General features: G+C 73.5%; 13 protein-coding genes and 1 pseudogene. 4 read left to right on the forward strand and 10 right to left on the reverse strand.

The genetic code is table 11. The annotated features are described in order from the left end of the window. From ACGF3H_RS01370 to hisD, 10 genes are all read right to left on the reverse strand, one after another. Window positions 1-1,254 (reverse strand): MFS transporter, encoded by a 1,254-nt coding sequence (locus tag ACGF3H_RS01370; RefSeq protein ID WP_362494754.1) that lies wholly within the window; start codon window positions 1,252-1,254, stop codon window positions 1-3. 16 nt (window positions 1,255-1,270) lie between these two features. Then, window positions 1,271-1,861, reverse strand: a complete 591-nt coding sequence (locus tag ACGF3H_RS01375) for a helix-turn-helix domain-containing protein (RefSeq protein WP_362494751.1) — start codon at window positions 1,859-1,861, stop codon at window positions 1,271-1,273. A 141-nt stretch (window positions 1,862-2,002) separates the two neighbouring features. Further along, the gene (gene hisF, locus ACGF3H_RS01380) at window positions 2,003-2,758 is read right to left on the reverse strand and encodes an imidazole glycerol phosphate synthase subunit HisF (protein ID WP_362494748.1); all 756 of its coding nucleotides are present in this window, start codon (window positions 2,756-2,758) and stop codon (window positions 2,003-2,005) included. Continuing rightward, window positions 2,755-3,159, reverse strand: coding sequence for a RidA family protein (locus ACGF3H_RS01385; protein ID WP_362494745.1), 405 nt, complete (start codon window positions 3,157-3,159; stop codon window positions 2,755-2,757). The genes hisF and ACGF3H_RS01385 overlap by 4 nt, the downstream gene beginning before the upstream one ends. After that, window positions 3,156-3,881 carry a bifunctional 1-(5-phosphoribosyl)-5-((5-phosphoribosylamino)methylideneamino)imidazole-4-carboxamide isomerase/phosphoribosylanthranilate isomerase PriA gene (gene priA, locus ACGF3H_RS01390; protein WP_239771359.1) on the reverse strand — a complete coding sequence of 242 codons (726 nt, stop codon included), beginning with the start codon at window positions 3,879-3,881 and terminating at the stop codon, window positions 3,156-3,158. Before priA ends, ACGF3H_RS01385 begins: the two co-directional genes overlap by 4 nt. Before the next feature lie 2 nt (window positions 3,882-3,883). Next, the gene (gene hisH / locus ACGF3H_RS01395) at window positions 3,884-4,528 is read right to left on the reverse strand and encodes an imidazole glycerol phosphate synthase subunit HisH (protein ID WP_362494741.1); all 645 of its coding nucleotides are present in this window, start codon (window positions 4,526-4,528) and stop codon (window positions 3,884-3,886) included. Then, window positions 4,525-4,689, reverse strand: a complete 165-nt coding sequence (locus ACGF3H_RS01400; RefSeq protein WP_362494738.1) for a hypothetical protein — start codon at window positions 4,687-4,689, stop codon at window positions 4,525-4,527. The genes hisH and ACGF3H_RS01400 overlap by 4 nt, the downstream gene beginning before the upstream one ends. Next, window positions 4,686-5,279, reverse strand: coding sequence for an imidazoleglycerol-phosphate dehydratase HisB (hisB, locus tag ACGF3H_RS01405; RefSeq protein ID WP_189228283.1), 594 nt, complete (start codon window positions 5,277-5,279; stop codon window positions 4,686-4,688). The genes ACGF3H_RS01400 and hisB overlap by 4 nt, the downstream gene beginning before the upstream one ends. Next, window positions 5,276-6,391 (reverse strand): histidinol-phosphate transaminase, encoded by a 1,116-nt coding sequence (locus tag ACGF3H_RS01410; RefSeq protein WP_362494735.1) that lies wholly within the window; start codon window positions 6,389-6,391, stop codon window positions 5,276-5,278. The genes hisB and ACGF3H_RS01410 overlap by 4 nt, the downstream gene beginning before the upstream one ends. Beyond that, window positions 6,388-7,713 (reverse strand): histidinol dehydrogenase, encoded by a 1,326-nt coding sequence (gene hisD, locus ACGF3H_RS01415; protein WP_362494733.1) that lies wholly within the window; start codon window positions 7,711-7,713, stop codon window positions 6,388-6,390. The genes ACGF3H_RS01410 and hisD overlap by 4 nt, the downstream gene beginning before the upstream one ends. A 200-nt stretch (window positions 7,714-7,913) precedes the next feature. On the opposite strand from hisD, the gene ACGF3H_RS01420 reads away from it, so the two are divergent. The 4 genes and pseudogenes from ACGF3H_RS01420 to ybaK all read left to right on the forward strand — a co-directional run bounded on the left by ACGF3H_RS01420 (window position 7,914) and on the right by ybaK (window position 12,183). Further along, complete coding sequence (locus ACGF3H_RS01420; RefSeq protein ID WP_362494731.1) at window positions 7,914-9,491, forward strand: oxidoreductase; 1,578 nt, start codon at window positions 7,914-7,916, stop codon at window positions 9,489-9,491. Window positions 9,492-9,883: 392 nt separating this feature from the next. Further along, window positions 9,884-10,917, forward strand: a pseudogene (locus tag ACGF3H_RS01425) (hypothetical protein). Window positions 10,918-10,928: 11 nt separating this feature from the next. After that, window positions 10,929-11,669 carry an LON peptidase substrate-binding domain-containing protein gene (locus ACGF3H_RS01430; RefSeq protein WP_362494730.1) on the forward strand — a complete coding sequence of 247 codons (741 nt, stop codon included), beginning with the start codon at window positions 10,929-10,931 and terminating at the stop codon, window positions 11,667-11,669. Between the two features lie 13 nt (window positions 11,670-11,682). Continuing rightward, on the forward strand, window positions 11,683-12,183 hold the full coding sequence (gene ybaK, locus ACGF3H_RS01435; RefSeq protein ID WP_362494727.1) for a Cys-tRNA(Pro) deacylase: 501 nt from the start codon (window positions 11,683-11,685) through the stop codon (window positions 12,181-12,183). The last annotated feature ends 277 nt before the right edge of the window (window positions 12,184-12,460 follow it).

A 12,460-nucleotide genomic window follows, 5' to 3' on the forward strand; every position in this document is an offset into this window, starting at 1 on the left:
TCAGCGGGGCAGTTCGGCCCGGCGAAGGTCGCGTACGCACAGGGCGACGACGCCGCCGAGGCCGCACACCGCCGCGCTGGCCACGAAGACCGGGCCGGTGCCGAAGGCGCCGACGGCCGCCGCGGACAGCGGCATGCTCAGCGGTGCTATGCCCAGGCTGACCAGGCCGGCCACCGCGGTGACACGGCCGAGGTAGGCGGGGTCGGCCTGGGTCTGCAGCAGGGCGCCGCACAGCGCGCCGCTGAGCCCGGCGAGCAGTCCGACGAGCAGGGCGACCGCGACGGCCGCGACGACGCCGGGCACGAAGGCGAGGCCGCCGATGGCGACGCAGCCGGCGAGGATCGCGCAGCCGGCGGTCCGCCCGGCGTTTGCCACGCGTCCTCGCACGGCGAGCAGGAGGGAGGCGGCGCCGGCGCCGGTGCCGAAGCCGGCCAGCACCCAGCCCATGCCCGACGCCCCCCAGCCGCGTTCGTCGGCCAGCAGGGTCAGGCCGACGTTGAGCGGTCCGACGAAGCCGAGGTCACCGAGTGCGATGGCCAGCATGAGGGGTGCGAGGACGCGGTGGGAGCGGATGTAGCCGAGTCCGTCCCGGAGGTCGCGCCAGGGCGTCCCGGCGTCCGCCCCGGCCGTGCCGCCGGCCGGTACCGGACGGACGCGGACCGACATCAGCAGCGGCACCGAGACGGCGATCAGCACTCCGGCCAGCGCGAAGGCGGCCGCCGCGCCGCCCACCGCCACGCCGAGACCGCCGAGCGGCGCTCCGACGACGCTCGCGCAGCGGACGGCGAGCCCCCGCATGCCCTGCACCCGGGTGAGCTGGTCGTTGCCGGTGATCCTCGCGGGCAGGGCGCCCACCGCCGGCATGAACACGGCGTCGACGGCGCCGAAGACCAGGGCGAGCAGCGCGAGGAGCCACAGGCCGGGGGAGGTGAGGAACATCAGCGTCGCCACCGCCAGCACGGCGGCGCAGCGCACGGCGTCGCTGCCGATGACGACACGGCGTGGTCCGAGCCGGTCGGCGACCACTCCCCCGCCCAGCATGAGCAGGGCCCGCGGCAGCGCACTCACCGCCATCACGATCCCCGCCTCGGAGGGTGTGCCCGTCCGGACCGCGGCCCAGGACAGCGCGATGTAGTAGACGCTGTCGCCGATCATCGACGACGTGTAGGCGCCGAGCCAGCGCAGGACGTTGGGGTCGCGGTGGGCGGGGCGGCCGGCGTCGGCGGCGAGCGGGGGCGCGGTGGAGACGGTCATCGCGGGGCTGGTCCTCTCAGACACGGAACGGGAACCCATACACGTGCAGCGCGACGTTCTCGCGCCCCTCGCTGTCGCCGGCGGCCTCGGCGGCCCGACCCTTCTCGTCGTACTTCCTCGCCAGGGCGAGCAGTTCCTCGCGCAGCTCGTCCAGCTCGGCGGCGGTCAGCCGCAGCAGGGACTCGCTGTCGGGCGCGGCGGAGTTCCACTCGGCGCCCCAGGTGGCGCGCTCGTCGAGATAGCGGCGGTACATGTCGGCGCGCTGGTCGTGGAAGAGCCGGGTGGCCGCGAGGTGGGCGGCCACCCGCTCGGGTGCGTCGCGGAAGTTCTCGTCGCGGATGCTCACGCCTTCCGAGGCGGGCTGCCACCACCGCTCCCGGCCGTCGGCGCTCTGCGGGCGGGCCTCCTCGATCAGCCCGTGCTCGGCCAGCTTGCGCAGGTGGTAGCTGACCAGCGAGACGGCCTCGTCGACCTGGTCGGCGAGCTGTGAGGCGGTCGCGGTCCGGCTCACGCACAGCCCTCGGTACAGCTGCATGCGCAGCGGGTGCGCCAGGGCCTTGAGCGTGCCCAGGTCGGTGATGGGACGGTTCGCGTCCTGGTTCGGCATGCCCGTACCGTAAAGCAGGAAAGAAAAATTGCACAATACTTCTTGCGCAACTTTTCCTTCCTTTCTGCCGCCCGAGCCGTCCCGGCCGTGGCACGGCACAGCCCCGGCCGTCCGGCGGCCGGGGCTGTGCCGTGCAGGGGGTCAGCGGACGGGGTGGCCCGCCTCCCGCAGCGTGTCCTTCACCTGCCCGATGCGCAGGTCGCCGAAGTGGAACACGGACGCGGCGAGGACCGCGTCCGCGCCCGCCGCGACGGCCGGCGGGAAGTCGGCGAGGCGGCCGGCGCCGCCGGAGGCGATCACCGGGACCGAGACGTGCTTGCGGACGGCCGTGATCATCTCGAGGTCGTAGCCGTCCTTCGTGCCGTCCGCGTCCATCGAGTTGAGCAGGATCTCCCCCGCGCCCAGCTCGGCGGCCCGGTGCGCCCACTCCACCGCGTCGATGCCGGTGCCGCGCCGGCCGCCGTGCGTGGTCACCTCGAAGGTGCCGGCCTCGGTGCGGCGGGCGTCGACCGACAGCACGAGGACCTGGCGGCCGAAGCGCTCGGCGATCTCGCGGATCAGGTCGGGGCGCGCGATGGCGGCGGTGTTGACGCCCACCTTGTCCGCGCCGGCCCGCAGCAGCTTGTCGACGTCCTCGGCGGTGCGCACGCCGCCGCCGACGGTCAGCGGGATGAACACCTGCTCGGCGGTGCGGCGCACCACGTCGTAGGTCGTCTCGCGGTTGCCCGACGAGGCGGTGATGTCCAGGAACGTCAGCTCGTCGGCGCCCTCGGTGTCGTACACCTTGGCCATCTCGACGGGGTCGCCCGCGTCACGCAGGTTCTGGAAGTTGACGCCCTTGACGACCCGGCCGTTGTCCACGTCCAGGCAGGGGATGACTCGGACCGCCAGGGTCATGAATCCACGGCTCCTCTATACGCTTCCACTTCGACTGACACCAGGACCCGCGAGTCGATGAAACCCTCCACGACCAGCAGGGTCGTGGCCGGGCGCACGGAGTCGAACAGCTCCTTGTGGGCCCGGCCCACCGCGTCCACGTCGCGTGAATGTGCCAGGTACACACGGGTGCGGATCACGGACTCGACGGCGAGACCGAACTCGCCGATCGCCTCGACCGCGGTGGTGAAGGCCACCTTGGTCTGTTCGTACGGGTCGCCCTCGCCGTACAGCACGTCGCCCCGGAACGCGGTCGTGCCCGCCACGATGACACGGTCGCCCGCCGCCACGGCACGTGCGAAACCGAAGGACTCTTCCCAGGGACTTCCGCTCTGCACGCGCCGTACGGCTTCGGATGTCATGGCGACACAGCCTCCAAGGCCTCTTCCAGGGTGAACGCCTTCGCGTACAGGGCCTTCCCGACGATGGCGCCCTCGACACCGGCCGGGACGAGACCGGCGATGGCGCGCAGGTCGTCCAGGGAGGACACGCCGCCGGACGCCACCACCGGGCGGTCGGTGGCCGCGCACACGTTCTTCAACAGCTCCAGGTTGGGGCCCTGGAGGGTGCCGTCCTTGGCGATGTCGGTGACGACGTAGCGGGCGCAGCCCTCCTTGTTCAGGCGGTCCAGCGTCTCGTAGAGGTCGCCGCCGTCCCGGGTCCAGCCGCGGCCGCGCAGCGTGGTGCCGCGGACGTCCAGACCGACCGCGATCTTGTCGCCGTGCTCGGCGATGACCTTGGCGACCCACTCGGGAGTCTCCAGGGCGGCCGTGCCCAGGTTGACGCGGGTGCAGCCGGTGGCGAGCGCGGCCGCGAGGGTGTCGTCGTCGCGGATGCCGCCGGACAGCTCGACCTTGATGTCCATGGCCTTCGCGACCTCGGCGATCAGCTCGCGGTTGTCCCCGGTGCCGAACGCGGCGTCCAGGTCGACCAGGTGCAGCCACTCGGCGCCGGAGCGCTGCCAGGCGAGGGCGGCCTCCAACGGCGAGCCGTAGGAGGTCTCGGTGCCGGACTCGCCGTGCACGAGGCGGACGGCCTGGCCGTCGCGGACGTCGACGGCGGGGAGGAGTTCGAGCTTGCTCATCTCTACAGGGTCTCGATCCAGTTGGTGAGGAGCTGGGCTCCGGCGTCGCCGGACTTCTCGGGGTGGAACTGCGTGGCCCACAGCGCACCGTTCTCCACGGCTGCCACGAAGGGCTTGCCGTGCGTGGACCAGGTGACCTTGGGCGCGGCGATCAGCGGGTTGTGCGTTTCCAGCGACCAGTCGTGGACGGCGTAGGAGTGCACGAAGTAGAAGCGGGCGTCCGCGTCCAGGCCGGCGAAGAGCTGGGAGTCGGCCGGTGCCTCGACCGTGTTCCAGCCCATGTGGGGCACGACGTCGGCCTCGAGGGGGCCGACCGTGCCGGGCCACTCGTCGAGCCCCTCGGCCTCGACACCGTGCTCGATGCCGCGCGCGAAGAGGATCTGCATGCCGACGCAGATGCCCATCACCGGGCGTCCGCCGGCCAGCCGGCGTTCGACGACCCAGTCGCCGCGCGCGGCCTTCAGGCCGTCCATGCAGGCGGCGAAGGCGCCGACGCCGGGCACCAGCAGCCCGTCGGCGTTCACGGCCTTGTCGTAGTCACGGGTGATCTCGACGTCGGCTCCCGTGCGTGCGAGGGCGCGCTCGGCGGAGCGGACGTTGCCGAAGCCGTAGTCGAAGACGACGACCCGCTTGGCGGGAGCGGTCAATTCCACACCTCCAGCCTCATGACGCCCGCGACGAGACACATCGCGGCGCCGATGGACAGCAGGACGATGAGCTGCGTGGGCATCTTCTGCTTGACGAAGGAGATGATGCCGCCGACGAGGATCAGGCCGACGAAGATCAGCGCGGTCGAGGAGCCGTTCACAGCGCGCCCTTCGTGGAGGGCAGGATGCCGGCCGCGCGGGCGTCGCGCTCGGAGGCGTAGCGCAGGGCCCGGGCGAGCGCCTTGAACTGGCACTCCACGATGTGGTGCGCGTTGCGCCCGTACGGCACGTGCACGTGCAGCGCGATCTGGGCCTGCGCGACGAAGGACTCCAGGATGTGCCGGGTCATCGTGGTGTCGTACTCGCCGATCATCGGCGCCATCTTCTCGGGCTCGGTGTGCACGAGGTAGGGGCGGCCGGACAGGTCGACGGTGACCTGGGCGAGGGACTCGTCCAGCGGGACCGTGCAGTTGCCGAAGCGGTAGATGCCCACCTTGTCGCCGAGGGCCTGCTTGAAGGCGGCGCCCAGCGCGAGGGCGGTGTCCTCGATGGTGTGGTGGGAGTCGATGTGCAGGTCGCCGTCGGTCTTCACGGTCAGGTCGAACAGACCGTGCCGGCCGAGCTGGTCGAGCATGTGGTCGTAGAAACCGACGCCGGTGGCGATGTCGGTCTTGCCGGTGCCGTCGAGGTCGATCTCGACGAGGACCGAGGTCTCCTTGGTGGTGCGCTCCACGCGCCCGACGCGGCTCATCCGCTCTGCTCCTGTTCCTTCTTCAGTTCGCGTACCGCATCAAGGAACGCGTCGTTCTCCTCCGGCGTGCCGGCGGTCACCCGCAGCCATCCCGGTACGCCGTTGTCCCGGACCAGGACGCCCCGGTCGAGGATCTTCCGCCAGGTGGCGTGCGCGTCCGCGAACCGCCCGAACTGGACGAAGTTGGCGTCGGACTCGGTCACCGCGTAGCCGGTCGCGCGCAGTTCGGCGACGAGCCGGTCCCGCTCGGTCTTCAGCTGCTCGACGTACTTCAGCAGGGTGTCGGTGTGCTCCAGGGCGGCCAGCGCGGTGGCCTGGGTCACGGCCGACAGGTGGTACGGCAGCCGTACGAGCTGCACGGCGTCCACGACGGCCGGGTGCGCGGCGAGGTAGCCGAGGCGCAGGCCCGCCGCGCCGAAGGCCTTCGACATCGTGCGGGAGACGACGAGGTTCGGCCGTCCGTCGAGCAGCGGCAGCAGGGAGGCGCCGTGGCTGAACTCGATGTACGCCTCGTCCACGACGACCATCGAGGGCTTGGCGGCCTGGGCGGCCTCGTACAGGGCGAGGACCGTCTCGGCCGGGACCGCGTTGCCCGTGGGGTTGTTGGGGGTGGTGATGAAGACAACGTCCGGGCGGTGCTCGGCGATCGCCTTCTCGGCGGCGGGCACGTCGATGGTGAAGTCCTCGTGGCGCGGGCCGGAGATCCAGCCCGTGCCGGTGCCGCGCGCGATGAGGCCGTGCATCGAGTACGACGGCTCGAAGCCGATCGCGGTGCGGCCGGGTCCGCCGAAGGTCTGCAGCAGCTGCTGGATGACCTCGTTGGAGCCGTTGGCCGCCCAGACGTTGCTCACGTCCAGGTGATGCCCGGAGGTCTTCGCCAGGTACTCCGCGAGCTGCGTGCGCAGCTCGACCGCGTCCCGGTCCGGGTAGCGGTTGAGGTCGCGGGCCGCCTCGCGGACCCGCTCGGTGATCCGCTCGACCAGCGCCTCGGGCAGCGGGTAGGGATTCTCGTTGGTGTTCAGCCGTACCGGCACGTCCAGCTGGGGCGCGCCGTAGGGGGACTTGCCGCGCAGCTCGTCCCGTACGGGGAGATCGTCGATTCCGAACGTCACTTGCTCTCCGGGACCTTCCAGTCGAACCGGGCCTTGATCGCCGCGCCGTGCGCGGGCAGGTCCTCCGCCTCCGCCAGCGTCACCACGTGGTGCGCCACCTCGGCCAGCGCGTCCCGCGTGTAGTCGACGATGTGGATGCCGCGCAGGAAGGACTGGACCGACAGGCCGGAGGAGTGGCAGGCGCAGCCGCCGGTGGGCAGGACGTGGTTGGAACCGGCCGCGTAGTCGCCGAGGGAGACGGGCGCCCAGGGGCCGACGAAGATCGCGCCGGCATTGCGCACACGCTCGGCCACGGCGGTGGCGTCGGCGGTCTGGATCTCCAGGTGCTCCGCGCCGTACGCGTCGACCACGCGCAGGCCCTCGTCGACGCCGTCGACGAGCACGATGGCGGACTGGCGCCCCTTGAGCGCGGGGACGATCCGGTCGTCGACGTGCTTGGTGGCCGCGACCTGCGGCTCCAGCTCCCGCTCGACCGCGTCGGCGAGCTCCGGGGAGTCGGTGACGAGGACGGCGGCGGCCAGCGGGTCGTGCTCGGCCTGGCTGATCAGGTCGGAGGCGACGTGCACGGGGTCGGCGGTGGCGTCGGCGAGGACGGCGATCTCGGTGGGGCCGGCCTCGGCGTCGATGCCGATCTTGCCGGTGAAGTAGCGCTTGGCGGCGGCGACCCAGATGTTGCCGGGGCCGGTGACCATGTCGGCCGGCGGGCAGGACTCGGTGCCGTACGCGAACATCGCGACGGCGGTGGCGCCACCGGCCGCGTAGACCTCGTCGACGCCGAGCAGGGCGCAGGCGGCGAGGATCGTCGGGTGCGGCAGCCCGCCGAACTCGGCCTGCGCGGGAGAGGCGAGCGCGATCGACTCGACACCGGCCTCCTGCGCGGGCACGACGTTCATGACCACGGACGACGGATAGACGGAGCGGCCACCGGGCGCGTACAGGCCGACCCGGTCGACCGGCACCCACTTCTCGGTGACCGAGCCGCCGGGCACCACCTGGGTGGTGTGGGTCGTACGGCGCTGCTCGCGGTGGACGAGGCGGGCGCGGCGGACGGACTCCTCGAGGGCGGCGCGCACGGCCGGGTCGAGCTCCTCCAGCGCGCGGGTGAGCGCGGCGGCCGGAACGCGCACCTGGTCGAGCTTGACCCCGTCGAACTGCTCGGCGAAGTCGATCAGCGCCGCGTCGCCACGATGATGCACGGCCTCGCAGATCGGACGCACCTTCTCCAGGGCGGCCGAGACGTCGAAGTCGGCTCGGGGCAGCAGGTCGCGCAGGGCGGGGCCCTCGGGGAGGGCGTCGCCGCGCAGATCGATTCGGGAGATCACGGAACCAATTCTCTCAGACCCGCGTCGGAGACCGTTCGCGCGTATCAATGGCTGATACAGAACGCGACGGCTCCTCACGCCCGGCCGCGGAACCCGGCAGATCCCCCTCACTTTCGGTGTTCAGGGGGTCACGCAGCGGGCATGAACGGTTGTACGAAGCGTGTGTGACTCGCGAGTAGCCGGGGAGGGAGTGAAGCGCCGTGACCGAAGGGGACGGCCGTCGTGACGGAGAGCTGCCGGACGACCTGACCGCCGCGGAGGCCGGCATGTGGCAGGCCTTCCGCAACGGCAGCGTGTACGACCTGAGCAGCGGCGACACGCTCGTCGACGACCCGCACGGCGGGCAGCCGTGGGGACCGGAGCGGACCGTGCGGGCCCGCATCGTGTGCTGGCTGCTGCTCGACGGCCCGCCCGCGCTCGCCGGCCGCGTGTCCTCGCTGCAGCTCGTGGGCGTGCGGATCAGCGACACCATGGATCTCGCGGGCGGCACGGTGGTGCCGTACGTCGAGCTGCGCGGCTGCCGCTTCGAGCGGGAGGTCCTGCTGCCGGAGACCCGGTTCACGACCCTGCGGCTGGTGGACTGCTCGGTGCCGCGGCTGGAGGCGGCCCGGCTGCACACCGAGGGCGACCTGCATCTGCCGCGCTGCCGGATCCCCGGCGGGATCCGGCTCACCGACGCCCAGATAGGCACCGACCTGCTGCTCAGCCAGGCGGTCGTGCACCGGGACCGCAGCGGCCGTTCCATCGCCGCGGACGGTCTCACCGTCGGCCAGGACCTCCAGGCCGAGCTGCTGGAGTCGTACGGCGAGGTGAGCCTGCGCAGCGCCCAGGTCGGGGTCTCCCTGAGCCTGCGCGGCGCCCGGCTGCTCAACCCGTACACGCGGCACGCGCTGAACGCCCCGCGGCTGGCGGTGGAGCGCACCCTGTACCTGACACCGGCGGGCCTGGGCAGCCCGATGGTGCCGGGCACCACTCCGGCGCAGGGGACGCGGATCCAGCGGTTCGAGTGCGAGGGCGGGGTGCGGCTGGACGACGGGCGGTTCGGGGACGCCGTCGACTTCGAGCACGCGCGGTTCACCTTCACCGACGACCAGGAGCTGTCGCTGCGCCGGGTGCAGACGCCCGAGCTGCGATTCCTGGGCGAGCGGCCCGCGCGGGGCCGGGTGGTGCTGTCGGGGGCGCGGGTGGTCAACCTGATGGACCGGGCGGACAGCTGGCCGGGCCCCGGCCGCCTGCAGATGGGCGGCTTCTCCTACGAGAACCTGGTGCCGCGGGGGCCGTTCCCGCTGGCGAAGCGGCTGCGGTGGGTGGGCGCCGCGACCGCCGAGTACCACCCCGAGCCGTACGAGCGCCTCGCCGCCGTGCTGCGGGCCGGCGGCGAGGACGAGGACGCCCGTGAGGTGCTGCTCGCCAAGCACCGCCGGCGCCGCGAGAGCCTGCCGCTCGCCGCGAAGCTGGTGGGGTACGCGCAGGACTGGACGGTCGCCTACGGCTACCGGCCGGGGCGGGCGGCGGTGTGGATGGCGGTGCTGTGGGCGGCGGGCTCGTTCGCCTTCTCGCGCACCGACCATCCGCCGCTGAAGAACGGCGAGCACCCGGACTGGAACCCGGCCCTCTTCGCCCTCGACCTGCTGCTGCCGGTCATCGACCTGGGCCAGGTGGGCTTCTGGCAGCTCCGCGGCGCCTGGCAGTGGCTGGCGGCGGCGATGGTCCTGCTCGGCTGGATCCTCGCCACGACGGTCGCGGCCGGCGCGACGAGACTGCTGCGCCGCAACTGACCCCGCCCGCGCCGCCCGGCCCACTCCGTGCCGACACCGGCCCGCCGAGGGCGGCTGAGGTCGTCCGCCTGCACGCCAGGGGGCGCAGAGGTCGCGTGCACGCCAGGGGGCGCAGAGGTCGCGCGCGGGTCCCGGAGGGGCGCACAGGTCGCGCAGGTCACGCGGGGCACGGAGAACGCGGGAGGTGCCGCCGAGGTCACCGCCCGCCCCCGACCCGCGGCCGCCGACGGCGGGTCCGCCCCACCGGGGCCACCCGCACCCGGCGACGAAACCCGCACGGGTGGTGCGGGTGGGAACACGAAGGCCGACGGCGAAGCCGAGGCCACGCCCCGCACCGCGCGCACCGCACCGCCCCGCACAACCATCCCGCACCGTCGGCCGTCCTACTGGCCATGCTGCGCGCGTTCCTCCGTACGTCGCGGCCCGCCGCCGCGCCGACCGCCGACGACGAGGCCGACGTGCTCCTCGACGCCCCCGACGACCGTCTCGCCCCCGCCCTGGTCGCCGCGGCCCGCGGCGAGTACGGCCCCGCGGCCGGCCTGCTCGCCGGCACCCGGGAGAACGCCGAGTGGGAGCACCGCGACCGCTACGCGACCCGTCTGGCCGCCTTCGCCCGCTCCCGCTCCGAATGGCTGGAGCACTGGCACGCCGCCGCCCCCGACGACCCCGGCGTCCTGCTGGTCCGGGCCCGGCTTGCGGTGGACCGCTGCTGGGACTCGCCGGCCCGCGCCGAACTCCTGCGCCAGGTGGACCCGGCGGTCACGGCCGCCACCGGGGCCGGCGGCCCCGACCCCGTGCCGTGGCACGTCGCGCTGGACGCCGCGCGGGGCGCGCACGCGGGACACGCCGAGTTCGAGCGGCTGTGGGAGCAGGCGGTCCGCCGCTCCCCGCACCACTACGGCTGCCATGTCGCCGCCCTGGAATATCTGTCGGCCGCCTCCGACCGCGCCCACCGCGAGTGCCTGGACTTCGCCGAGACGGCCGCGCAGGACGCCCCCGAGGACGCGCTGCTGCGCGCGCTGCCGATGCGGGCGGTCTTCGCCTGCCTGACCGCCGGCGGCGGTCACGCCCCCGGCCGGGGACCGGTGCCCGGCGTGGACCGGGCCCGGCTGGACGCGGCGGCCGACCGCGCGATCGCCCTGTCGGCCGCGTACCCCGCGGCGGACCCCGGGCCGGCGGAGCTGCGCAACCTGCTGGCGTACGTCCTGGTCCGCCTGGAGCGGCCGCGGGACGCGGCGGAACAACTGCGGCTGACCGGCCCGTACGTCACGTCCTTCCCCTGGGACCGGGACTCGGACGACCCGCTCGGCCGGTTCCTCCAGGTGCGCGCGAACGTCCGCGCGGCGGTGCGGTCACGGGGGTGACGGCGGGTCCGCGCCATCCACGAAGTGGGCGGGGCGGTCGCGCTCACCCCGGCGACCATTAGGCTTCTGCGTCGTGACCACCGTCCGGCTCCCCCTCTTCCCCCTGAACTCGGTGCTGTTCCCGGGGCTGGTGCTCCCGCTCAACATCTTCGAGGAGCGCTACCGCGCCATGATGCGCGATCTGCTGAAGACCCCCGAGGAAGAACCGCGCCGGTTCGCCGTCGTGGCGATCCGCGACGGCCACGAGGTCGCCCCGAGCGCCCCCGGCATGCCCGACCCGACGGCCGTGCCCGAGCGCGGCCCCACGGCCGGGTTCGGCCCCGACCCGGCCAAGTCCTTCCACAAGGTGGCCTGCATCGCGGACGCCGCGACGATCCGGGAGCGGGCCGACGGCACCTTCGAGGTGCTGGCGACCGGGACGAACCGGGTGCGTGTGCTGTCGGTGGACTCCTCGGGCCCGTTCCTGACGGCCGAGCTCGAGCCGCTGTCCGAGGACCCCGGCGACGAGGCGGGAGCGCTGGCCGAGGGGGTGCTGCGGTCGTTCCGCCAGTACCAGAAGCGGCTGGCGGGGGCCCGCGAGCGGTCGCTGACGACCGGCGCGGACCTGCCGGACGAACCGGGCGTGGTCTCCTACCTGGTCGCCGCCGCGATGATGCTGGACACCCCGACCAAGCAGCGCCTGCTCCAGGCGCCGGACACCGCTTCCCGGCTGCGCGACGAGCTGAAACTCCTTCGCACCGAGACCGCGATCATCCGTACGCTGCCGTCCTTGCCGGCGTCCGACCTGACGCGCGGTCCGACGAGTTTCAACTGAGGTACTGGCCCGCATGGCGAAGAAGCCGAAGAAGCAGCAGCCCGGGGGGACGCCCGCGACGGTGGCCCTGACGGCGGCCGGGGTGACGTACACGGTCCACGCCTACGACCACGACCCGGCCCACCCGTCCTACGGCGAGGAGGCGGCCGAGGCGATGGGGGTGTCGCCGGAGCGTGTCTTCAAGACGCTGGTGGCGGACGTCGACGGCGCGCTGACGGTCGCGGTGGTCCCGGTGGCGGGCCAGCTGGACCTGAAGGCGCTGGCGTCCGCGGTCGGCGGCAAGCGGGCGGCGATGGCCGACCCGGCCCTGGCGGAGCGCACCACGGGGTACGTGCGGGGCGGCATCTCCCCCCTCGGCCAGCGCAAGCGGCTCCCGACGGTCCTGGACGCGTCGGCCTCGGGCCACGCCACGATCTGCGTCTCGGCGGGCCGCCGCGGACTGGAGGTCGAGCTGTCCCCCGACGACCTGGCGAAACTGACGTCCGCGACCCTGGCCCCCATCGGCCGCCCCTGACCACCCGGCACCCCGCCCCTCTGCGCCGCACGGTCCGGGCACCGCTCGGCCCAGGCCGGCCGCACGGCACGCCGGCCACGCGCCGGCCGGCCCCGACGTCCGGGGCACCCCGTCCACCCGGCGGCCGACCGGGCACGAAAGCCGTCCCGCACCGTTCGGGCACCACCCCGGCTCCGCTCCGATCGCACAGACCACACCCGCCCCGGGCCGACCGGGCGCGGCAGCCGCGCTACGCCGTCCGGGCGCCGGCCCGGCGGTGGGTCCGGTGCAGCGGAAA

The sequence above is a fragment of the Streptomyces sp. NPDC048185 genome, from assembly GCF_043202495.1.
Classification (GTDB): Bacteria; Actinomycetota; Actinomycetes; order Streptomycetales; family Streptomycetaceae; genus Streptomyces.